This window comes from Rathayibacter sp. Leaf185, from assembly GCF_001423885.1.
Classification (GTDB): domain Bacteria; phylum Actinomycetota; class Actinomycetes; order Actinomycetales; family Microbacteriaceae; genus Rathayibacter.
Window position 1 is genome coordinate 1,481,762 of the sequence record NZ_LMPP01000001.1, and the last position, 22,745, is coordinate 1,504,506.

Here is a 22,745-nt window from a genome sequence, read left to right on the forward strand (position 1 = left end):
AGTCGGGTAGGCGCCACTGTCCACTCCGCAGAAGTTGTCGTACTGGGAGGTCGAGTACGACGACTTCTGGAGGGTGGAGCGGCTCAGGCGGCCGCTCAGGCGAAGTGGGCGGGCAGCACGGCGCCGTTCACGGCGCGGAGCTCGTCGAGGGGGAGTGTGAACAGCCCCTGCACCTCGACCACGGGCGCCTCCGCGTCGGTCACGCCGATGCGCAGCACCGGGTAGCCCCGGCCCTCGCACAGTCCGCGGAATTTCACGTCGTCCTCGCGCGGCACCGACACGAGCACGCGGCCGGTCGACTCCGAGAACAGGGCGGCCGTCGCGTCGACGCCGTCGCGCTCCATCAGCTCGTCGAGCCAGATGCGCACGCCCACGCCGAAGCGCAGCGCCGACTCGGCGAGCGCGACGACGAGTCCGCCGTCGGCGAGGTCGTGAGCGGAGGCGAGGAGCGACTCCCGCGAGCCCGCCGCGATCAGCTCGGCCAGAGCCTTCTCGGCGGCGAGGTCGAGCCGCGGAGGCAGGCCGCCGAGGTGGTCGTGCACGGTCCCGGCCCATGCCGAGCCGTCGAGCTCGTCGCGGGTGACGCCGAGCAGGTAGACGTTGTCACCCTCGTCCTGCCAGCCCGAGGGGATGCGGCGGCCGACGTCGTCGATCACGCCGAGCACGCCGACCACGGGAGTCGGGAAGATCGGCACGTCGCCGGTCTGGTTGTAGAACGAGACGTTGCCGCCGGTGACGGGGATCTCGAGCTCGAGGCACGCATCGGCCAGGGCGCCGACGGCCTCGCGGAACTGCCACATCACCTCGGGGTTCTCGGGGCTACCGAAGTTGAGGCAGTCCGAGACGGCGACCGGGGTCGCCCCGGTCACGGCGACGTTCCGGAACGCCTCCGCGAGCGCCAGCCTGGCGCCCTGGGCCGGGTCGAGCTGGCACCAGCGGCCGTTGGCGTCGGTGGCGACCGCGAAGCCGAGCCCCGACTCCTCGTCGACGCGGATCATGCCTCCGTCGTCGGGGTAGCTCAGCGCCGTGTTGCCGAGCACGTAGCGGTCGTACTGCGAGGTGATCCAGCTCTTGTCGGCGAGGTTCGCCGAGCCCAGCAGCGCGAGGGTCTCGGCGCGGAGCGCGTCGCCGTCGCTCGAGCGGGGGAGGCGCGAGGACGAGTCGGCCTGCAGCGCGTCGAGCCACGCCGGGTACTCGATCGGGCGCTCGTAGACCGGGCCGTCGACCGCGACGGTGCGCGGGTCGACGTTGACGATCTCCTCGCCGTGCCAGTTGATGATCAGGCGGCCGGAGTCGGTGACCTCGCCCAGCACGCTGGTCTCGACGTCCCACTTGCCGACGACCTCGAGGAACGCGTCGAGCTTGTCGGGGCGGACGACGGCCATCATCCGCTCCTGCGACTCCGACATCAGGATCTCCTCGGCGGTGAGCGAGGGGTCGCGCAGCAGCACCGAGTCGAGCTCGATGAACATGCCGCCGTCGCCGTTCGAGGCGAGCTCGGAGGTGGCGCACGAGATGCCGGCGGCGCCCAGATCCTGGATGCCCTCGACCAGGTCCATGCGGAACAGCTCGAGGCAGCACTCGATGAGCACCTTCTCGGCGAACGGGTCGCCGACCTGCACCGCGGGGCGCTTGGTCGGGCCGCCGTCGGCGAACGTGTCGGAGGCGAGGATCGACGCGCCGCCGATGCCGTCGCCTCCCGTGCGCGCACCGAAGAGCACGACCTTGTTGCCGACGCCGCGGGCGTTCGCGAGGTGCAGGTCCTCGTGGCGGAGGACCCCGACCGCGAGCGCGTTCACGAGCGGGTTGCCCTGGTAGACGGAGTCGAAGTAGGTCTCGCCACCGATGTTGGGCAGGCCGAGGCAGTTGCCGTAGAAGGAGATGCCGGCGACCACGCCGTGCACGACGCGGGCGGTGTCGGGGTCGTCGATCGCACCGAAGCGCAGCGCGTCCATGATCGCGACCGGCCGCGCGCCCATCGAGATGATGTCGCGGACGATGCCGCCGACTCCGGTCGCCGCGCCCTGGAACGGCTCGATGTAGCTCGGGTGGTTGTGGCTCTCGATCTTGAAGGTGACGGCCCAGCCCTCGCCGACGTCGACGACTCCGGCGTTCTCGCCCATGCCGACCATGAGGTTCTTCTTCATGGCGGGCGACACCTTCTGCCCGAACTGGCGGAGGTACATCTTCGACGACTTGTACGAGCAGTGCTCGCTCCACATCACCGAGTACATCGCCAGCTCGCCGCTCGTGGGGCGGCGGCCGAGGATCTCGCGGATGCTCGCGTACTCGTCGGGCTTCAGGCCCAGGGCGGCGTAGGGCTGCTCGCGCTCGGGCGTCGCCTCGGCGTTCGCGGTGGTGTCGGGGACGCTGTGTGCCATGGCTCGAGGGCTCCAGGAGAGGGGGGCGGGATGCGCGACGATCCTACCGGCCGCCGGATGCGGGCCTGAGGGGGCCGTCGGCTTAGGCTCGTGCGCGTGAAGCGGGCGGGGACGGCAGCACGAGGCGTCGCACTGGTCGGGGTCTTCCTCTGGGGGCTCTACCAGTGCTTCGGCAGCCTCGGTGCGGCGAACATCTCCTCCGACGAGCCCGTCTACCTCACCGCCGGCTGGGACTACCTGCACGGCGACGTGAGCGCGAACCTCGAGCACCCGCCAACGGCCAAGTACCTGATCGGCCTCGCGCAGGTCCTCCTCGGCGAAGGAGTCGTCGCGGGGCGCGTCGCGGCCGGGGCGGCCGCGTTCCTCACCGGCGTCATCCTCTGGTTCTGGCTCAAGCGCGAGCTGGGCGCCGTCCTGGCGCTCGTGCCGGCCGGGCTCTTCCTGCTCTTCCCGCGGACCACGCCGGACGGCAGCACGCGCATCGACCGGCTCGGGCTGCTCGACCCCTTCATGGTGCTGTTCGCGGTGGCGGCGATGGCCGCGGCGTGGGCCTGGGCGCGGCGAGGCCGCTCCGAGGAGCCCGATCGCGGCTGGCTGATCGCCCTCGCCGGCGTCCTCTTCGCTCTCTCCGTCACCTCGAAGCTGCCGACCGCGATGCTGGCGCCCGTGTTCCTCCTGCCGCTGATCATGGTCGGGAGCCGCCGCCGCGCCCTGCGCGGATTCGTCGCGTTCTCGGCCGCGTTCGTCGTCTCGGCGCTGCTGCTCTACCTGCCCGTGCACCCCGTCGAGGCGATCCGGTACCTGCTCGAGTTCCAGTCGGAGCACAACGCTGGCGGTCACCTGATCGACGTCGCCGGGCGGGCGTACCAGTACCCGCCGTGGTGGGCGAACCTGTGGTTCACGGCCGCGGGGATGGGGCCGTTCGCCGTCACGATCCTCGTCATCGGCTGCGTCCTGGCCCTGTTCGCGCCGCGACAGCGCGCGCTCGTGCTCTACCTCGGGAGCGCGACCGCGCTCCTCCTGGTGTTCCACGTGCTGATCAGCTCGGTCGCCCTGCCGCACTACTACGGGGCGTGGGCGTGGCTGCTCTGCGCGATCGCCGGGGTCGGCATCGCGGAGGCGCTGCGCGGCCGGCTCGTGGTGCCCTTCGCGCGGCCGCTCGGCGCGCTCCTGCTCGCCGCCTCCGTCGTGGTCGCGGTGGCCACGACGGCCGGGATCGCCCAGGAGCGCCCGACCGGCATCGCCCGCGTGCCGGAGGCGCTGCACGAGCGCGGGCTCGACGAGGGGCTGATCCTCGTGCAGGGCATGTCGTCGGGCCGGTACTCGCCCTACATCGGCGACCGTGTCACGACCGATCCGGCGGCCCCGGGGATCGTCGCGATCGCGATCCAGCGGTCGGCGCGCTTCCCCGTCGTCCCCGAGGTCGAGGCCTACCTCGAGACCGATCCGGCCACGGTGCAGCTCGACGGGCTGACGCTGGTGCTCGGCGCTCCCTGACGGGTCAGTGCGCCGTGCACGCCCCGGAGTCGACCGTCGCCGACAGCCCAGCGGCCTGCGACGCGACCGGCGCGAGCACCGAGAGCGGGATCGCGTAGCCGACGTTGTCGACCGACGCCGCCTTGCCGAAGACGACTCCCGACACGGTGCCGTCGAGCGAGAGCAGCGGGCCGCCGGAGTTGCCCTGGTTGACGACCGCCGCGAGCGTCAGCACCTCCCGCATCGTCGGTGCGCCGTCGACCATCAGCGAGACGGTGGCGTCGGAGGAGATCTCGGCCGAGCCGAGCGTCAGCGGTCCGCCGAAGGGGTAGCCGGCCACGACCGCGTCGTCACCCGCCGCGACCGTGTCGTCGAGGGCGAGCGGAGTCGCGTCGAGGCCGTCGACCGCGATGACCGCCAGGTCGGCGGCCGGGTCGACGTAGACCACGCGGCCGGTGCGCGGCGGTTCGCCGGGCGACTCGACCACCGGCTCCGACACTCCGGCGACCACGTGCGCGTTGGTCACGACCCGGTCGTCGGACACGACGAAGCCGCTGCCCGTGACTCCGACGTCGCAGGCCCAGGCGGTCCCGGAGACGCGCACCACGGAGTCGGCCGCGGTCGCCACCTCGGGGTCGTCGGTCGAGACCTCGGGGATGCTCGGCGCCTCGGTCGGTGCGTCGAGGGCGTCGACGACCCACGAGGTGCCCTGGTCGACGACGGTCGACTGCAGCTGGGCGAGGAACGCCCGCACCGGGTCCGGGGTCAGGTCGTCGATGGTGCGGATGACGGTGGAGCCGGCGACGGACGTGGTGACCAGCGGGACGCCGAGCAGCGAGACGGCGGAGGTGACCGCGATCCAGACGAGCCCGGTGATGGCGACGCCGGCGACGCCTCCGGCCAGGCGGTCGAGCAGCCCCAGCTTCACCTTGTCGGCGCCGCGCCCGAACACCGCGCCGATCGTCGCTCCGATCGCGTAGCCGATACCCAGGCACAGGATCGCCGTGCCGATCACGGCGAGCAGGCGCCACTCGCTGCCCGCGGCCCACGACGAGACGGCCGGCACGGCGAAGGAGGCGGCGACGGCGCCGGCGACGACACCCGCGAGGCCGCCGACCGTGCGCAGCAGCCCGCGGCGGAGGCCGTCGACGAGCGCGCCGATGAGGCTGAGGACGACGATGACATCGACGATCACGGATGCACCCATGCGGTGCTCCTCACGGTCGCGGCGGGCGGGGGTCCTCCAGCATGACCGACGGCGGATGCGCGGACGCCCGGAGGAGCCTGCGAGTCGCGGGTGCTGGTGCGGTGTGCAAGTGCTGGTGCCATCTGCAGGTGATCGTGCGATCTGCAGGTGATGAGGCCTCTCCGCCCGGCGAACACGCTGCGGGAGGCGCTTTCCTCACGCGATCTCCTGCAGATCGCACCGACTCCTGCACATCGCACCCGGGCGTACCCCCCGGCTCAGAAGAACGAGATGCAGTACGGCTCCGCGATCGGCGCGAAGAAGCGGTCGACGCGCTCGCGATCGGCGACGGCGATGCCGACCGTGCCCGCGCGCGCGAGCGTCGACGGGCGCACCGACCCGAGCAGCAGCGAGCCGAGATCGGCGACGTCCAGCTCGACGGTCGGTGAATCGGAGGACCGCTCGACGCGGCCCTCGCCGCCGGACGCCGTGATCCGGTACGAGCCGTCGACGAGACCGAGCGCGTCCTGCACGGCGATCACGAGGGTGCCGTCGGTCGTCCACGGGCGGGCCTCGAACGCGGCGGCGACGTCGAGCACCCGGGTCCAGATCAGGTCGGACACGCTGGTCACCGAGACCACCCGCGGGTCGCGCAGCGCCCAGGCGAGCGGGTCGTCGCCGGGGGCCATGTCCCAGGTGACGGAGGAGGCGAGGTCGACGGCGCCGAGGAAGCCCCAGAGCCCGAGGTAGGCGTCGTCGCTGCCCGCGACGAAGTCCACGATCTCGAGGACGCGGTCGTCCTCGTCGGGACCGGTGGCGCGATAGGTGACGTAGCCGTCGAGCGTGCCGTCGGCGGCGAGGTGCACCGCCGAGCGGACGTCGCGGCCCGGATCCGTCGCGCCCGTCTCGGTGCCGACGGCGTTCGCGGCGTAGCGCGACTGGCGGGTGAGCGATCCGGGCGTGCGCGCCTGGAACAGGGCGAACACCTCCTCGACCCGCGACTGCAGCCAGGTGGTCGCGACGACCTCGACGCGGCCGGCCGGCTCGACCTGGAGGCCGAACCGCGGACCGGTGTCGACGCGGACGGAGCGCGTGAACGCCGAGCGGCCGAAGCCGAAGCGGCGGTAGATCGAGGCCTCACTGGCGGTGAGCACGGCGACGGCGGCGCCGCTCTGCTGGGCGAGGCGCAGATCCTCCGTGATCATCGCGCGGAGGATGCCGCGACGGCGGTGCGTCGCCCGCACCGTCACCTGCGAGACGAGGTGCGCGGTGAGCTCGCGGCCGCGGCCGACCTGCAGCGAGCCGGGGAAGCCGGCGTAGGTCGCGACGGGCACGCCCGCTCCGTCGAGCCCCTCGGGGGCGGCGGAGTCGAGCACCGCGGTCAGCACGCGGCCGTCGGCGACCATGTGCTCGGCCCAGTCGCGCCACTGCTCGGGCGTGTACTCCTTCTCGTGGAATCCCGCGTTGATCGCGACGCCCCAGGCGGCCGTGGCGGTGTCGGGGCCGCCGTCGGCGGAGAGGGCGGCGGGGAAGCGTCGGAAGTCGAGACCGGGGAGGGACATCCGTCCAGCCTATTGATCGGGCGCGCCCGTCGTCGTCTCGCGCCCCGATCCCGTGCACGCCCGGGCACCTCGGGCTCGCGGAACCCGGTTCGGCTCGTCGAATCGGCCGATTCATACGAGCCGAACGCGATTCCACGAGCCGAAGCTCCCGTCAGACCGCCGACCACCGGCGCTCGAGCGCCGCGTCCACCGCGTCCGCCAGCTCGCCCACCCGCGCCGACGACTCCGGAGCCCCCGCGAGCACCCGCGCGCACGCCTCCGCCACCGCCGCGCGCCGCCGGGGCAGCGTCGCGGTGAACGCGCAGTCGCGCAGCAGCAGCAGCGTCCGCTCGACCGGCAGCGCCTCGACCGGCACGGCCGCCAGCCGCCGCTCGAACGACGACTCGGCCGTCATCACGCGGAGGAAGCCGTCCGGATCCTGGAACGCCGCCGGCGGATCCGGCACCCGTGCGAGCAGGGCCAGCGCCGAGGCGAGCGCGTCGAGGTCTCCGCCCTCCACCAGCGCGCGCAGCTGCGAGTCGACGTCGGCCGCCGGGCCCGGCCCCAGGGTGACGGCCGCGAGCGCCTCCGCGTCGAGGCGCCGCTCCTCCTCCTCGCTCGGGATCGTCTCGATCGAGGACCACCACGAGAGCAGCGGAGTCGCGGCGACGGCGAAGTCGCCGGGTCGCCGCTCCAGCGCGATCATCAGATCGGCGCGGGCGGCGAGGCCGATCAGCGCGTCGACATCGACGGCGAGCACCGTGCCCGACTGCGGCGGCAGCACGAGGTGCCGGCCCGACGGAGGCGTGACCTCCGCCCGGGTCCGCGCCCCCGGCCCGCGCGTGCTCGCGCGCAGGATGTCGTCCTCGAGCCCGCCGCCCCGTCGTCGTCCGCTTCCGCGCGCCATGCCGCCACGCTACCGTCGGCCGCATGACCCGATTCGTCGCGCTGCTGCGCGGAGTGAACGTCAACGGCCGCACCGTCCGCAGCGCCGAGCTCGCCGAGACCGTCGCGGCTCTCGGGGTGGAGCGGGTGCGCACCGTCCTCGCGAGCGGCAACGTCGCCTTCGACTCCGACCGCGACTCCGCCGACCTGAAGCCCGCCCTCGAGGCGGCCCTCGGCGAGCGCTTCGGCTACGACGCCTGGATCGTCCTCGTGACGCAGGAGGCGCTCGCCGCGGCCGCGCGCGCCTACCCGTTCCCGCGGATCGACGACGAGGCGCATCCGTACATCGTGTTCGGCTCGGACCCCGCGGCGCTCGATGCGCTGGAAGCGGCGATCGGCGAGCCCGACCCGGCGATCGAGCTGCTCGCCCGCGGCGACGGAGTCGTCTACTGGCGCTGCCCCCGCGGCTCCTCGACCGACACCCCCGCCGCGAAGGTGCTGGCGCGCGCGGCGTACCGCTCGAGCACGACGACCCGCAACCTCCGCACCGTCGAGAAGCTCGTCACCGCCTGAGCACCCGAGGCTGAGAAGTCCCACATTATTTGGTTAGGCTGTCCTTAGTGCTCGGCCCCGCGAAGGGCCACAGCGCTCCACGACCGCCTCCGAAAGGGAACAATGCCCCGCGCCACGAAGCCGCTCGCGCTGCTCGCCACTGCCCTGCTCACCGCCGGCCTCGCCGGCTGCTCCTCCGCCGCGACAGGGTCGGAGGACGCGTCGAGCGGCTTCAGCCCGATCACGATCGAGCACGCGCTCGGCACGACGACCATCGAGGCGCAGCCCGAGCGCGTCGCGACCGTCAACTGGGCCAACCACGAGGTCCCGCTCGCGCTGGGCGTCGTCCCGGTCGGCATGGCCGCCGCCAACTTCGGCGACGACGACGGCGACGGACTCCTCCCGTGGGTGACCGAGAAGCTCGACGAGCTCGGCGGCGAGACCCCCGTGCTGTTCGACGAGACCGACGGCATCGACTTCGAGGCCGTGGCCGACACCCGGCCCGACGTCATCCTCGCCGCCTACTCCGGCCTGACCCAGGAGGACTACGACACCCTGAGCGAGATCGCTCCCGTCGTGGCGTACCCCGAGACCGCGTGGGGCACCTCCTGGCGCGACACCATCACCCTGAACAGCCGGGCCATGGGCATGGCCGACGAGGGCGAGGAGCTCGTCACCGAGCTCGAGGGCGAGATCGAGGAGGCCGCGGCCGCGTTCCCGCAGCTGGCCGACACCTCCGCGATGTTCCTGACCCACGTCGACCCGACCGACCTCAGCCAGGTCAGCTTCTACACGACGCACGACACGCGCCCGGCGTTCTTCGCCGACCTCGGACTCGCCACCCCCGGGAGCATCGAGACCGCCTCCGCCTCCACGGACGCGTTCTCGCTCACGCAGAGCGCCGAGCAGGCCGACGCCTTCACCGACGTCGACGTCATCGTGACCTACGGCGACGACGAGCTCGTCGCCACCCTGAAGGCCGACCCGCTGCTCTCGCAGATCCCGGCCGTCGCGAACGACGCCATCGTCCGCCTGCCCTCCACTCCCTTGGGCACCGCCGCGAACCCGACCCCGCTGTCGATCTCGTACGTCCTCGACGACTACCTCGCCCTGCTGGCCGAGGCCGCCGACAAGGCCGCGTGACCCTCACCGCCCCTCCTGCCGCCTCGGGCGTCGCCGCCGTGCGGCGCCCGAGGCGTCTGCGTGCGCTCTGGCTGCTCGCCGCGGTCGGGGCGCTGGTCGGCGTGGGCGTCCTCTCGGTGCTGATCGGCTCGCGCGATGTGGGCTGGAGCGATGTGATCGCGGCGCTCGGAGGATCGACGGACGGCTTCGAGCAGGCGGCGGTGGCCAAGCGCCTCCCGCGCACCGCGCTCGCGATGATCGCCGGCGCCGCACTGGGCGTGGCCGGCGTGCTGATGCAGGGCGTCACCCGCAATCCGCTCGCCGACCCCGGCATCCTCGGTGTCAACACCGGAGCCTCGCTCGCGGTCGTCACCGGCATCGTCTTCTTCGGCCTCAGCACCGCGACCGGCTACATCTGGGTCGCGATCACAGGCGCGGCCGTCGCGGCGGTCTTCGTCTACGTCGTCGGCTCCCTCGGGCGCGGGGGAGCGACCCCGCTCAAGCTCGCCCTCGCCGGTGCCGCCACCTCGGCGGCGCTCGTCTCGGTGATCAGCGCGATCATCCTGCCGCGCGCCGACCTCTCCGGGGGCATCCGCTCGTGGCAGATCGGCGGACTGGGCGGCGGCGCCTTCGCGAGCATCGGCCAGGTGCTGCCCTTCCTCGCCGTCGGCCTCGTGATCTGCGTGCTCTCGGCCAAGAGCCTGAACACCCTGGCGCTCGGCGACGAGCTGGCGGCCGGCCTCGGGGAGCGGGTGGCCGTGGCCCGCGGAGCAGCGGCCCTGGGTGCCGTGATCCTGTGCGGAGCGACCACCGCGATCACGGGGCCGATCGGCTTCGTCGGCCTGGTCGTCCCGCACGCGTGCCGCCTGATCGTCGGAGTGGACCACCGCTGGCTGCTCCCCTTCTCGGCCGTCACCGGCGCGATCCTCCTCACCGGCGCCGACATCGTGGGTCGCATCGTCGCGCGCCCGAGCGAGATCGACGTCGGCATCATCACCGCGCTCATCGGCGCTCCTGTCTTCATCGCGATCGTCCGCCGTCAGAAGGTGCGGGAGCTGTGACCGCCGTGCTCGAGCGGAGCCGCTCCGACACCGCTGCCGCCGTCGCCGCGGGCCGTCGTCGCCGCGGCGCCCGCCGCCGCGCGATCGTCGTCGTGCTCGCGGTCTCGGTCGCCGTCGCCTTCGGACTCTCGCTGGTCTACGGCCAGACCGTCTACACGCCCGGCGAGGTGCTCCGCGTCGTGCTCGGCGAGCAGGTGCCGGGCGCCGGCTTCACCGTCGGGCGCCTCCGCCTCCCGCGCGCCGTGCTCGCGGTGCTCGTCGGCCTCTGCTTCGGCATCGGCGGAGTCAGCTTCCAGACGATGCTGCGCAACCCGCTCGCGAGCCCCGACATCATCGGCATCAGTGCCGGCGCGTCCGCCGCCGCAGCGTTCGCCATCGTGACGCTGTCGCTCGGGTCCACGCAGGTGTCCGCCCTCGCCATCGCCGCCGGTCTCGCGGTCGCCCTGATCGTCTACGCCCTCGCCTACCGGAGCGGAGTCGCGGGTACCCGCCTGATCCTGATCGGGATCGGCGTGGCGGCGATGCTCGACAGCCTCACCGCCTACGTCCTCTCGCGCGCCGCCGCCTGGGACTTCCAGGAGGCGAGCCGCTGGCTCACCGGCAGCCTCAACGGTGCGCGGTGGGACGAGGTCGTCCCGGTCCTGGTGGCCGTGGTCGTGCTCGCTCCCGTGCTGCTGCTGTGCTCGCGGGACCTCGCGGGCACGCAGCTCGGCGACGACACCGCCTCGGCCCTCGGCATCCGCGTGAACCGCACGCGCCTCGTCGTGATCGTCGCCGCCGTCGGCCTCATCGCCTTCGCCACCGCGGCCGCAGGCCCGATCGCCTTCGTCGCCTTCCTCTCCGGACCCATCGCCGCCCGGCTGGTCGGCCCCGGAGCCTCCCTGCTGGTGCCGTCCGCCCTCGTCGGCGCGCTGCTCGTGCTCGTCGCCGATCTCGTCGGGCAGTACGCCCTGGGCCTGCGCTACCCGGTCGGAGTCGTCACCGGCGTCCTCGGCGCCCCGTACCTGATCTACCTCATCGTCCGCAGCAACCGATCGGGAGGCTCCCTGTGACCGCCGAGCACACCCTCCTCGTCGAGGATCTGACCCTCGGCTACGGCGACCGCACCGTCGTCTCCGGCCTCGATCTCGTCGTGCCGCCGGGCCGCATCACCGCGATCGTCGGCTCGAACGCCTGCGGCAAGTCCACCCTCCTCCGCTCGATGTCGCGCCTGCTGGCCCCGCGCGCGGGCACCGTCCTGCTCGACGGGAAGGCCGTGCACCGCACACCCGCGAAGCAGCTCGCGCGCACGCTCGGCCTCCTCCCGCAGTCGCCGATCGCACCGGAGGGAATCACCGTCGCCGATCTCGTCGGCCGCGGACGCCATCCGCATCAGGGCCTGCTCAGCCGGTGGAGCGCCCACGACGACGAGGCCGTCGCCACCGCGCTCGACGCGACCGACACGGCGGCCCTCGCCGATCGCGCGGTCGACGAGCTCTCGGGCGGGCAGCGCCAGCGGGTCTGGATCGCGATGGCGCTCGCTCAGGAGACCGATCTGCTGCTGCTCGACGAGCCGACGACGTTCCTCGACGTCAGCCACCAGATCGAGGTGCTCGATCTGCTCGTCGACCTCAATCGCACCCGCGGTACGACGGTCGTGATGGTCCTGCACGACCTCAACCTCGCGGCCCGCTATGCCGACCACCTGGTGGCCCTCGCGGGTGGCGCGGTGCATGCCTCCGGGACCCCCGCCCAGGTGCTCACCGAGGAGACGGTGCTCGCCGTCTTCGGCCTCGACAGCCGGATCATCACCGACCCGACCTCGGGCACGCCGCTGATGCTGCCCCTCGGCCGCCACCGGCTCGCGGACGACGCGGCGCGCCCGAGCTCACCCGGAATGTGACGCTTTCGGGTACATTCCGTCCATAGATCACGATAGCCGCCTGATTAGCCTGGGTATTTCAGGCCCTAAACCGTCGCTCGGCCTCTTGATAGAGAGACACGCTGTCCATTAGTGTCTCGATACACCCGGCGCTCCGGTCGGGTCCGAGAGGAGTCTGCGATGAGCCACGTCAGCATCGGTGAACGCGAGTGGGAGACGACCTGCGGAATCTGCGGGTTCGTCGGCAAGGGGAACGGCCGGAAGCCGAAGGCCTGCCCGGCATGCCAGAGCCAGTGGTGACTCCGGACGACAGGCGGGTCCTGCAGGCCGTCGAGCTGGTCCAGAGGCTCGAGCGCGATCTCGCCGACGCCGAGCGCGCGGCTCGCGCCTCAGGGAGCCGCACGACCTCGACCCTCGATCGGCTCCGACGAGACCTGCAGGCCGCCCGCGCCTCTCTCCAGGCGGCCAGGAGGGGGTGACCGACCGGCGGGCCCCGTCGTGCTCGCCACTCCTCCACCCGGACCCGTTCTCCTCGCCCCTCACGGCGACGTGACCAGTCCCGCTCCGAGCACCACCCGCCCCGCCCGAGGGACACGATGCCGAGGGAATCGATGCCGAGGAGAACGATGAAGAACCCCCTGAGCCGCACCGGCTCGCCGAGCCGCATCAACGAGACCCGGCAGGCCACCACGACCCTGGCGCAGGACCTGCTGCGGGCGAAGGCGAGGGCGACGAGCCCGATGCCGGCCCCGCTGGCCGCTCTGGGGCTCCGGGCGCTCGTGTCCGCCAGGTCCCGCGGCCGTCGCCGCGCCACGTCTCTCGCCGAGAGCTCCCGGGCGGTCGTCCGTGCCGAGCAGGACCGGCGATCGCGTGTCGCCGCGCTCCGGGCCGGGATCACCAGCACGCACTACCGCGCCCGGTACGAGCAGGCGCTCGATGCCGACCGCAGACACGCTTCCGTCGCGCACCTCACCTCCTGGATCCCGGGCTGGGCGGCCTACCTCATCGCCGCCGCGATGCTCCTCAGCGATCCCCTCTTCCTCCTCACCACGATGCGGACCATCTTCGACGTCTCCGAGAGCCAGTGGCTCCCGACCGACGTGAACGTCGTCCTCGCCTACGCGATGGCCCTCGGTGTCCCGGCGATCGTCCTGCTGTCGGCGCATCTCGCGGGTCGAGCCTTCGCGGCGCTGCTGTTCCGCGGTGTTCTCGCGAAGCGCCCCGCCGAGTTCCCGGAGGCGCGCCGGAGCGAGCAGGTGCTCCCCGTGCGTCTCGTGCTGGCACTCGGGGCGCTCGGTCTCGTCCTCCTGATCGCGACGACCGTTCTGCTCTACCAGCTCGCTCACGAGCGGTTCTCCGGCGGCGTGGCGGGCATCATCAGCGGCACCGGCCCGAGCGCTGCGGCCGGCGCGGTGACTGCCTACATCACGGCGCTGCCCCTGGCCGTCCTCGTCGTCGAGACGGTGGCGGCCGCACCGTCGTTCGCGCACGCGCGGCACGCTGCGCGGTGGTCTCGGCAGGCGCGCCGGCTCGAGCGCCGCACCATCCGTCGAGACGAGCGCGACCTCGCCCGGAGCCGCCGCCTCCTGGCGGTGGCCGACACCGCCGCCGCACAGCTGAGCGACATGATCGCCGACGTCACCGCGCGCGCGCAGTCCGAGGTGATCGAGGCCGAGATCGAGAGCGGGCTCGCCGACTCCGATCCGGTCGCCCGCTCCCTCGGCATGGCCGGGCCCGGTCGGGAGCCGGCGGTTCCCCAGCGCTCCGGCGCCGACGGGTCGGCCGCAGCAGACGAGGATGCTGCCAAGGCGCTCGCCGGGGTGCAGCAGCCGACGGCACCGGCCGTCGACGTGACAGAGGTGTCGATCGGTGTCGGCCGGGCGGCGATCGACACCAGCGGCCGGATCCGCACGGGCGTGCAGGACGTCGCGGTCGACAACCTCGTGGCGCAGGCCTTCGCCCTCTACCGTGCCGTGTCGGCGATACCCGACACCTCGACCGCCGCCGAGGCCTGGCGTGCGCTCCGCGAGTCGATGGTCCGGCCCGACTCCTCCCGCACTGCCGAACCAGCCCCGGGACCTCAGCGCCTCCACGTCATCGAGCCCGACGGCGACGACCTCGTCGAGTCGGCCGCCCGCTGACCCCGGACCTCCCGCCCTTCCGCTCCGCCGACTCCAGGAAAGGCCGTCGTGCCCACTCCCCGCCCCCGCAGGCCGGCGCTCAACGCCTCCTTCCTCACCCTCCTCCTCCTCGGCGCGAGCCTCGCCGGCTGCTCGGCGTCGGCGGAGTCGACCAGCGCCGCCGGGGACGAGGGAGCCGGCCCCGTCTCCGTGACCGAGCTGGCAGAGGCTCAGAGAGCCGGGTGCGCCGAGGTGCTCGGGGGCCCGGTGGTCGAGAGCGAGCCGCAGGGCCCGGTGGTCGGTGAGACGGTCGTCGTCGTCGACCGCTCCGCATCGCACGTCCTCACGACGATGCCCGATGAGCTCTCGGAGCAGATCCGCGAGGCGAGCAGACAGGGCGGGACCATCACTCTCGTCGCCGTCGACGGCGAGGATGTCGAACCGCGGATCCTCCTCAAGGACTCCCCGCTCAGCACGCCCGGCGAGCGCGACCGGCCGTCCGTCGGCTCGCTCGCCGCATCGATGCCGTCCTGCATCGCCGATGTCATCGCGCGGGAGTCGGCTCCCACGGCGCGGGGCTCCGACCTCCACCGCGCTCTCGCGCTGGCGAAGGAGCTGGCCGGCGCGTCGGCGACGATGTGGCTCGTCAGCGACCTCGTGTCGACGACGGGTGCCTTCGCGCTCGACGATCGGATGCTGGCGTCGAGCGTCGAGGAGGCGAGCGGGCGGATCGCCTCTGTCGCCTCCCTCGATCTCGGCGGAGCGCCCCTGCACATGCTGGGCATCGGCAACACCTCGACCGCCCTCCGCAGCGGCGACCGCGAGTGGCTGAGGGATCTCGGTCGGCGGCTGTGCGCCGCCTGGAACGCATCGGAGTGCGACGCGATCGTCGTGGATCCGGTCAACGCCGAGGCTCCGGACGCGTCGCTGCCGGAGGATCCCCTCCCGGGGTTCCCCGCCGTCGCGACCAGCGCGCTGCCCGGTGGTGACTGCGAGTTCACGGTCCCGGCGAACCTCGCCTTCAGCGAGGACTCACCGGTCCCTCGCGAGGACGCGGCCGTCGCCCTCGCCGCCCCCCTCGCGCTCGCCGTCGACTCCGCGGGTGCCACTGTGCAGATCACCGGTCACGCGGCCAGCTCCGCGACCTGGACGCAGGAGGCCCTCGTGACGCTCTCGGAGGACCGCGCGGACGCGGTCGCCGGGCTCTTCGAAGCCGCCGGTGTGCCCGCGGACCGCGTCATGGCGCGGGGAGTCGGGGACAGCGAACCCCTCGCCGAGGACATCGACGCCGCGACGGGTGAGCAGATCCCCGACAGGGCCGCCGCGGAGAGGCGCGTCGACATCGTCGTCGCAGGCGTCGGCGAGGGAGGGTGCGGGCCGTGACCGCTCCCTTGACCACCGCGAGCAGGGCGCTGCCGCCCCTCCGGTCGCCCGTCCCTCTCCGGGCTCCGCGCCGCCCGCCCTGGTGGCTCGCACTCCTGCTGATCCCGCTGATCGGCGCCGCCCTGCTCACGTGGGCGCTCGCCGACCGCCCGACCGAGATCGCCGAGGTCGCCCTGGTCGGTCCGAGGGCGCCTGTGCCGCTGGACGTCGTGCTGCTCCTGGACGAATCGGGGAGCTTCAGCGGGTACTCCGATGTCCGCACCGCGGCCATCGACCAGATCTTCGAGTGGGCGCCGGAGAATCTCCGCGCCGACGACACCGTCACGATCATCGCCTTCGCCGAGGACGCCGTCCTCCGCCTCCCCCCGACGCCCGTGTCCGAGCTCGACTCCGGGATGCTCCTGACCTCTTCTGCACCGGTCCCGGACGGCACGGCCATCCAGCCGGCGTTCCGCACCGCGGTCGACGTGCTCGGCGAGCCGACGAGCCCCCGCACGGTCATCGCCGTCACCGACACCATCGTGGGCGATGCCGACGCGGCGCGCCTGGGCGAACTGGTGTCCAGACTCGGCGCGACGACGGCATCGGTGATCGTCCCCAGCGGAGTCGCGGTCGACCCCGCCTGGGAGGCCGCGCTGGACTGGGAGGCGGAGTTCTCCGCGGACGCGCTCTCGGCCGACGCGACCGGTCTCGCCGTGGCCGACGCTCTCTCGCACGCCACGGGTCAGACTCTCGAGCGGTCCTCCGGCCGGTGAGTCCCTCACCCACCCGGCCGCGGGCCGCGTCCGGCCGGCCGACGCCCAGGACGATCGGCGCCACCGCCGCACGATTCCGGATCGGCCGCGCGTCGTCCGCCGTAAGCTGTTCCGAATGGAACCAGAGCCCTCCGGCGGAGTGAAGCCCCGCGCGCGTCGAACATCTCCGGAGACCACGAAGCGGCTGATCCTCGACGAGGCCAAGGCGCGCATCGCAGCCGAGGGAGGCATCACCCTCAGCTTCGAGCACATCCCGCTCGAGAGCTACATCAAGGCCGCCGGAGCGCCGCGGAGCTCGGTCTACCGGATCTGGAAGTCCCACGCGGCCTTCGTCGCCGACCTCATCCAGGACCTCTTCGAGGGCGGCGACTTCGCCCGCGGATTCGATCCGTCCACGCGCCACGCGATCGAGGCGGTGCTGCGCGAGCACGTCGGGCTGATCCGGGGGACGAGTGAGGAGCGCCGCGCTCTGATGCGGGAGATGGTCCGCGTCGGCGTCTCCGCCAATCTCCGGGCGGCCTCCGCGTCGGAGTTCCGCCGCTCGTACTGGACGCTCGCCTCCGCCGTGCCGAGCATCGCGCCCGGTCCGGCGCGCGAGACGGCGGTCGCGACCGTCACGCGGATCGAGGCCTCGTTCCTCTCGGCGATGTCGTCGTTCTACGAGACCGTTCTCGGCCTGATCGGGCTCCGGCTCCGGGAGCCGTTCACCCCGCGCCACATCGCCGTCCTGACCAATTCGATCGTCGACGCCTTCACCCGGCGGTTCGAACTCGACCGAGGCATCGTCGAGACCGTCTTCGAGGGCCCGGCGCTCGGGGGAGGCTCCGCCGAGTGGACCTTCGCCGCCTGGTCGATCGCGAGCGCTGTCGACGGCATGACCGAGAGCTACGCCCCCACCTCCGGCGACGCCGCCGGGTGATCGCGTCGTCCGGGTCGGGCCGGGGCGCTCAGCGCCTCCCCACTCGGTCGGCGATGGCGAACGGAGCCCGGCCGACGAGGTGGCCCAGCGCCACGCCGGCCATTCCGATCGCCTGCCCCCACTCCGGTTGCACGAGCAGCGGCTGACCGAGGGCCGAGCTCGTCTGCAGGAACAGCGGCAGCGCGACCGCGAGAACGGCGACCGCCAGGGTTGCGAGGAACACCGTCAGCTTCGGCGCGAGGCCGATGAGGAGGCCGAGGGCTCCGGCGCAGGCCGTCCCGACGACGACGGCCTCGGGACTCATCGGTGCGGAGCCCAGGGGGAGTCCGAAGGGCGAGAGGAGGAAGTCGAGCAGTGCCACGCCGCCGAGGAGGGCCGCTCCGTCGACCCGCGGGAGTCGCAGCCGGAAGGTGCTGAGGGCCAGACCGGCCGCGAGTGCACCGAGGTGCAGGAGGAGCGCCACCGAGACCTCCCAGCCGCCGCCGAACCGCGTGACGAGGATGCCGGCCGTGACGACGAACGCGACGAAAGACAGGGCCGCATCGCGGATCGGGAGGAACATCCCGAACGTCAGGGCGCCGCACAGCATGCCGAACGCGGCTCCGAGCCAGAACACGGCCGCCCCGGTCGTGGCGGGCACGGCGGCGTCGAGCAGGCCCAGAGCGCCCGCGAGCACGAGCACGGGCTTGCTCGCGAGCGCGAGCGACTCGGGGTCTCGGTAGCGGCCGCGTCGGCTGATCAGCCGGAACGACCCGACGACCGCCGCGGTCACGATCGCGAGCAGGACGACGGCCGGGACCGTGTCGGATCCGGTCATCGAGGACTCCTCATTCTCTGTCCGTCCGGGGGTCGGAGCACCGCCGTTCGCGCGGTCGCAGCGGACCTCCGGACACTTATGTACATCATGTCCATATATGCGCCTGGCGCACTACTGCGAGCGGCCCGAGGCCGTGCCGCTCGCAGGGGCGTCTACCCGTAGAGCACCGGGTCCGTGGACGCCGCACCGACGTCGGCGAGCACCGCCCGGCGGATCAGCACCGGCACCTTCGGCGTCGGGTACTCGAGCATCCGCGCCGGGCTGAGCTCCTCGAGAGGCAGGAACCGGCGCATCGGCCGGACCAGTTCGTCGCCGAGCATCGCGTAGGCGTCTCCGCCGGCGGCGGCCGTGGACACGCCGGCGGTGAACGCGACCAGTGCCGCGAGCATCCGCAGGCGGAGCGCGCCGCTGTCCGCGACGATGCACAGCCGGCTGACCTCGACGCTGTCCGACGGGAGCGGAGCGTCGAAGAGATCACCGAAGTGCCCCTCGGTCTCGATGGGGAGCGGCAGCTCGATCGTGCCGCTGTCGTCGAGGATCGTCCGGAAGATGAGGCGGACTCCGCCCGCGACCCGGGCGAGGCCTCCGCCGATGTTCTCGACGACGGCGATCGCGCACGCACGGTCCTCGTCGGCATCGCGCTCCGGTCCTCGGAGCAGGCCTCGCCCGACGAACACGAGCTCGCGGACAGCGGAGCTCCGTGCGTGCACCTCCTCGCGCCGGGGGAGGGCCGCGCCTCCGCGGGCCGCGACGAGCACGGCGAAGCGGCTCGCCGGGCTGGTCTCGAAGACATCGCTCTCGAACGCGGCGTCGGCGAGGGTGGACGGGTGGGCGTGGTGTCGGGCGGACATCGACACTCCTCTCGAAGGTGGTGTCCGCTACACCGGTCCCGACCGTGGGCGCCGGCGCCGCACTCCTCCGATCCGCTCCCGCCGTCGTCGGGCGCGGGTCCGCCGTCGTCGGCTCCGATGCGGAACCGACGTCGAGGGAGGTCCGGGCGTCCGCCGCTGGGCAGAGGCCGATCGGGGCGGGGCGGCCGACAGCTCGCCCTCGGTGATCCCGGCCTGTGGCGCGGAACAGCGCTCCCGACGGCGCGTAGATGTCCGACGTGTAAACGGTTCCAGGAGGCGCCCGCGGGGCCGATACGATACCTTCCAGTCCTCGGCGGACGGCCGCCACCGGCGGATCCCGCCGCACCCGAGCCCCGATCCGAGAGCCTCCCCGCCGTGACTGCTTCCCCGCCGCGCCCCGACGCCTCCGCCCTCCGCGACCTCAGGGCGCTCCTGTTCGACCTCGACGGGGTGCTCACGCCGACCGCCGATGTGCACATGCACGCCTGGTCGCGGCTGTTCACGCCCTACCTCGAGTCGAAGGGCATCGAGGGCGGCTACTCCGACGCCGACTACTTCCGGTACATCGACGGACGCCCGCGCTACGACGGCGTCCGCGCGCTGCTCGCCTCCCGCGGCCTGACCCTGCCCGAGGGCTCGCCCGCCGACGATCCCGCGCTCGAGACGGTCTGCGGGCTCGGCAACCGCAAGAACGCGGCCTTCAACGCCACGCTCGACGAGGAGGGGGTCGCCCCCTACCCCGGTTCGCTGGCCTTCCTCGACGCCGCGATCGCCGCGGGTGTAGAGGTGGCCGTCGTCACCTCCTCCCGCAACGGCGTCCCCGTGCTCGAGGCCGCGGGTCTCCGCGACCGCTTCGAGGTCGTCGTCGACGGACTGCTCGCCGCCGACCGCGGCATCGCCGGCAAGCCCGCGCCCGACACCTACCTCTACGCCGCCGAGCTGCTCGGCCTGACCGCGGCCGAGTGCGTCGTCGTCGAGGACGCGCACTCAGGAGTCGCCGCCGGCCGAGCGGGCGCGTTCGGCCTCGTCGTCGGAGTCGACCGCGGGGTGGGCGCCGAGACCCTGCTCGAGCACGGCGCCGACATCGTCGTCGACGATCTCGCCGAGCTGCTCCCCTTCCTCCCCACAGCCCCCGTTCCCGAGGACGCCGCATGAACCCCATCACCTCCGACCCGCTCGACCGCAACCGCTTCCCGGTCGACGAGTGGGCCCTCGTCGAGACCGAGTTCGCGACCGAGCTCCAGGGCCGCACCGAGACGCTCTTCGCCACCGGCAACGGCTACCTCGGCCTCCGCGGCAACGTCGAGGAGGGCCGCGACGGATACGCCTACGGGACCTTCATCAACGGCTTCCACGAGACGTGGCCGATCCGGCACGCCGAGGAGGCGTTCGGCTTCGCCCGCGTGGGACAGACCATCGTCAACGTCCCCGACGCCAAGATCATCCGCCTCTACGTCGACGACGAGCCGTTCGTGCTGAGCGAGGCCGACGTCCTCGCCTACACGCGCCGCCTCGACTTCGCCAACGGCGTGCTCACCCGCGAGATCGAGTGGCGCACCCCGTCGGGCAAGGGCGTCCTCATCCGCGCCCGCCGTCTCGTGTCGTTCACCGATCGGCATCTCGCGATCCTCGACTACGAGGTCGAGATGATCGACGCCGACGCCTCCGTGCTCATCTCGAGTCAGATCCTGAACCGCCAGGACGGCATCGACGAGTACCACGCGCCCTCGGGAAGCGAGGGTGCCGCCTTCGACCCGCGCAAGGCGGAGTCCTTCGAGGACCGCGTGCTCCAGCCGCGCCTCAAGCGGGTCAACGGCACCCGTTACCTGCTCGGCTACCGCACCACCAACTCCGGGATGACCATCGCCTGCGGCGCCGAGCACGTGCTCGAGACCGAGAACGAGTGGGACCAGACCTCGCAGATCGACGACGACCTCGCCAAGCACGTCTACCGGGTGAAGGCGAAGGCGGGCGTTCCGGTCCGCCTCGTCAAGACGCTGACCTACCACACCTCCCGCGGCGTGCCCGTGCGCGAGCTCGCCGACCGCTGCGACCGCACCCTCGATCGTGCCCGCGAGACGCCGGTCGAAGAGCAGTTCACCAAGCAGCGCGAGTGGCTCGACGACTTCTGGCAGCGCTCCGACGTCCAGATCGACGGCCAGCCCGCGATCCAGCAGGCCACGCGCTGGAACCTCTTCCAGCTGGCGCAGTCGACCGCCCGCACCGACGGCGGCGGCGTCGCGGCCAAGGGCGTGTCGGGCTCCGGATACGGCGGCCACTACTTCTGGGACACCGAGGTCTACGTCCTCCCCTTCCTCAGCTACACCGCGCCGCTGGTCGCACGGAACGCGCTGCGCTTCCGCCAGAACATGCTCGAGGCTGCTCGCGCCCGCGCCACCGAGCTCAACCAGCGCGGCGCGCTGTTCCCCTGGCGCACGATCAACGGTCAGGAGTCGTCGGCGTACTACGCCGCCGGCACCGCTCAGTACCACATCGACGCCGACATCTCGTACGCGCTGATGCAGTACGTCGGTGCGACCGGCGACGACGACTTCCTCGCCCGCGGCGCGATCGACATCCTCGTCGAGACCGCGCGGATGTGGGCCGACCTGGGCTTCTGGCGCAGCAACGGCGACGACCACTTCCACATCCACGGAGTGACCGGACCCGATGAGTACACGACCGTCGTCAACGACAACCTGTACACGAACGTCATGGCGCGCTCGAACCTCCGAGCCGCGGCTCGGGCCGTCGAGCTGCTGAAGGCCGTCGAGCCGGCCGCCTACGAGCGGATGGTCGCGCGCCTCCACGTCGTCGAGGACGAGGTCATCGAGTGGGCCCGCGCGGCCGACAAGATGCACATCCCCTTCGACCAGCGGGCCGGAATCCACCCGCAGGACGCCGCGTTCCTCGAGAAGGAGCTGTGGGACCTCGAGAACACGCCCGCGAGCAAGCGCCCTCTGCTGCTGCACTTCCACCCGCTGGTGATCTACCGCTTCCAGGTGCTGAAGCAGGCCGACGTCGTGCTCGCGCTGCTGCTGCAGGGCAACGAGTTCACCGCCGAGCAGAAGCGCGCCGACTTCGAGTACTACGACGCGCTGACCACCGGCGACTCGACGCTCTCGGCCGTCGTGCAGTCGATCATCGCGGCCGAGGTGGGCTACCACGAGCTGTCCCGCGACTACTTCCTGTCGGCGCTGTTCGTCGACCTCGCCGATCTGCACCGCAACACGGCCGACGGCATCCACGTCGCGTCGACCGGCGGCGTGTGGAGCGCCCTGGTCTACGGCTTCGGCGGGATGCGCGACCACGGCGGGCGCATCACGCTCGACCCCCGCCTCCCCGACGGCTGGGACCGTCTGACCTTCCGGATCACCCTGCACGGCACCCGGGTCCGGGTCGAGGTGACGCAGGAGTCGGTGCTCCTCACCATCGAGACCGGCGACGCCGCCGCGATCTCGGTCCGCGACGAGCGGGTGCACGTCGAGGCGGGCAACCCCGTGCGCGTCGGGCTCGGCCACCAGGGTCCGCGCCTGATCGGCGCACCGACCACGTCCGACATCGAGGGGACCCGCCGCTCCGACGGCACGGTGATCACCGCCTCCATCCCCACGATCTCGATGACCCCCGAGCCCGAGGTGCTCACCGGACCCTGACGCGTCTCCCGTCCCCTGGCGAGCGGAGGTGCGTCCAGCGCCCTCGGCGTCGCGCCCTGAGAGCGTCGCGCTTTCTATCGTGCCTGCGCAGGGCGACCACGCGACAGTCGCGCCTCGACCTTTCCGCGGACGGTTACGCTGCCGCTGCCGGTCGAGGCGGGCGTCGTTCTCGCCAGGCT

The 22,745-nt window shown here is 72.6% G+C and carries 19 protein-coding genes; 13 read left to right on the top strand and 6 right to left on the bottom strand.

Annotated elements, in window-relative coordinates:
- Window positions 1–95: 95 nt before the first annotated feature.
- Window positions 96–2,381, bottom strand: coding sequence for a phosphoribosylformylglycinamidine synthase subunit PurL (gene purL, locus ASG06_RS07105; RefSeq protein ID WP_056040217.1), 2,286 nt, complete (start codon window positions 2,379–2,381; stop codon window positions 96–98).
- A 96-nt stretch (window positions 2,382–2,477) separates the two neighbouring features.
- Here purL and ASG06_RS07110 point away from each other — a divergent pair, with 96 nt between their 5' ends.
- Complete coding sequence (locus ASG06_RS07110; protein ID WP_162239011.1) at window positions 2,478–3,878, top strand: glycosyltransferase family 39 protein; 1,401 nt, start codon at window positions 2,478–2,480, stop codon at window positions 3,876–3,878.
- A gap of 4 nt (window positions 3,879–3,882) precedes the next feature.
- Here ASG06_RS07110 and ASG06_RS07115 read toward each other — a convergent pair whose 3' ends face one another.
- The 3 genes from ASG06_RS07115 to ASG06_RS07125 form a co-directional block, all read right to left on the bottom strand.
- Window positions 3,883–5,064 (bottom strand): MarP family serine protease, encoded by a 1,182-nt coding sequence (locus ASG06_RS07115; protein ID WP_056040221.1) that lies wholly within the window; start codon window positions 5,062–5,064, stop codon window positions 3,883–3,885.
- 257 nt (window positions 5,065–5,321) lie between these two features.
- The gene (locus tag ASG06_RS07120) at window positions 5,322–6,605 is read right to left on the bottom strand and encodes a GNAT family N-acetyltransferase (protein WP_056040223.1); all 1,284 of its coding nucleotides are present in this window, start codon (window positions 6,603–6,605) and stop codon (window positions 5,322–5,324) included.
- Between the two features lie 151 nt (window positions 6,606–6,756).
- Window positions 6,757–7,491 carry a DUF2254 family protein gene (locus tag ASG06_RS07125; RefSeq protein ID WP_056040224.1) on the bottom strand — a complete coding sequence of 245 codons (735 nt, stop codon included), beginning with the start codon at window positions 7,489–7,491 and terminating at the stop codon, window positions 6,757–6,759.
- A 23-nt stretch (window positions 7,492–7,514) separates the two neighbouring features.
- Here ASG06_RS07125 and ASG06_RS07130 point away from each other — a divergent pair, with 23 nt between their 5' ends.
- From ASG06_RS07130 to ASG06_RS07175, 10 genes are all read left to right on the top strand, one after another.
- On the top strand, window positions 7,515–8,042 hold the full coding sequence (locus tag ASG06_RS07130; RefSeq protein WP_056040226.1) for a DUF1697 domain-containing protein: 528 nt from the start codon (window positions 7,515–7,517) through the stop codon (window positions 8,040–8,042).
- Window positions 8,043–8,144: 102 nt separating this feature from the next.
- Window positions 8,145–9,164 carry an iron-siderophore ABC transporter substrate-binding protein gene (locus ASG06_RS07135; protein WP_056040228.1) on the top strand — a complete coding sequence of 340 codons (1,020 nt, stop codon included), beginning with the start codon at window positions 8,145–8,147 and terminating at the stop codon, window positions 9,162–9,164.
- A complete protein-coding gene (locus tag ASG06_RS07140) occupies window positions 9,161–10,204 on the top strand; it encodes a FecCD family ABC transporter permease (RefSeq protein ID WP_056040230.1) in 1,044 nt (347 codons plus the stop codon). Before ASG06_RS07135 ends, ASG06_RS07140 begins: the two co-directional genes overlap by 4 nt.
- Complete coding sequence (locus tag ASG06_RS07145; RefSeq protein ID WP_082498994.1) at window positions 10,201–11,256, top strand: FecCD family ABC transporter permease; 1,056 nt, start codon at window positions 10,201–10,203, stop codon at window positions 11,254–11,256. The genes ASG06_RS07140 and ASG06_RS07145 overlap by 4 nt, the downstream gene beginning before the upstream one ends.
- Window positions 11,253–12,086 (top strand): ABC transporter ATP-binding protein, encoded by an 834-nt coding sequence (locus ASG06_RS07150; protein WP_056040232.1) that lies wholly within the window; start codon window positions 11,253–11,255, stop codon window positions 12,084–12,086. Before ASG06_RS07145 ends, ASG06_RS07150 begins: the two co-directional genes overlap by 4 nt.
- Window positions 12,087–12,346: 260 nt before the next feature.
- The gene (locus tag ASG06_RS07155; protein ID WP_156465893.1) at window positions 12,347–12,544 is read left to right on the top strand and encodes a hypothetical protein; all 198 of its coding nucleotides are present in this window, start codon (window positions 12,347–12,349) and stop codon (window positions 12,542–12,544) included.
- A 147-nt stretch (window positions 12,545–12,691) separates the two neighbouring features.
- Window positions 12,692–14,206 carry a hypothetical protein gene (locus ASG06_RS07160; protein WP_056040237.1) on the top strand — a complete coding sequence of 505 codons (1,515 nt, stop codon included), beginning with the start codon at window positions 12,692–12,694 and terminating at the stop codon, window positions 14,204–14,206.
- Window positions 14,207–14,254: 48 nt separating this feature from the next.
- Window positions 14,255–15,568 carry an OmpA family protein gene (locus ASG06_RS07165; protein ID WP_056040239.1) on the top strand — a complete coding sequence of 438 codons (1,314 nt, stop codon included), beginning with the start codon at window positions 14,255–14,257 and terminating at the stop codon, window positions 15,566–15,568.
- Complete coding sequence (locus ASG06_RS07170; protein ID WP_162239012.1) at window positions 15,565–16,323, top strand: VWA domain-containing protein; 759 nt, start codon at window positions 15,565–15,567, stop codon at window positions 16,321–16,323. The genes ASG06_RS07165 and ASG06_RS07170 overlap by 4 nt, the downstream gene beginning before the upstream one ends.
- A gap of 115 nt (window positions 16,324–16,438) precedes the next feature.
- The gene (locus ASG06_RS07175) at window positions 16,439–17,242 is read left to right on the top strand and encodes a TetR/AcrR family transcriptional regulator (protein WP_156465894.1); all 804 of its coding nucleotides are present in this window, start codon (window positions 16,439–16,441) and stop codon (window positions 17,240–17,242) included.
- 28 nt (window positions 17,243–17,270) lie between these two features.
- Here the strand turns inward: ASG06_RS07175 and ASG06_RS07180 are convergent, their stop codons facing one another.
- Together ASG06_RS07180 and ASG06_RS07185 are read right to left on the bottom strand one after the other, a co-directional pair.
- Window positions 17,271–18,059, bottom strand: a complete 789-nt coding sequence (locus ASG06_RS07180; protein WP_056040245.1) for a hypothetical protein — start codon at window positions 18,057–18,059, stop codon at window positions 17,271–17,273.
- A 152-nt stretch (window positions 18,060–18,211) separates the two neighbouring features.
- Complete coding sequence (locus ASG06_RS07185; RefSeq protein ID WP_056040248.1) at window positions 18,212–18,910, bottom strand: hypothetical protein; 699 nt, start codon at window positions 18,908–18,910, stop codon at window positions 18,212–18,214.
- 375 nt (window positions 18,911–19,285) lie between these two features.
- Here ASG06_RS07185 and ASG06_RS07190 point away from each other — a divergent pair, with 375 nt between their 5' ends.
- Window positions 19,286–20,065: an HAD family hydrolase gene (locus tag ASG06_RS07190; RefSeq protein WP_056040251.1), complete on the top strand. Its 780-nt coding sequence runs from the start codon at window positions 19,286–19,288 to the stop codon at window positions 20,063–20,065.
- Window positions 20,062–22,566, top strand: a complete 2,505-nt coding sequence (locus ASG06_RS07195) for a glycoside hydrolase family 65 protein (protein WP_056040253.1) — start codon at window positions 20,062–20,064, stop codon at window positions 22,564–22,566. Before ASG06_RS07190 ends, ASG06_RS07195 begins: the two co-directional genes overlap by 4 nt.
- The last annotated feature ends 179 nt before the right edge of the window (window positions 22,567–22,745 follow it).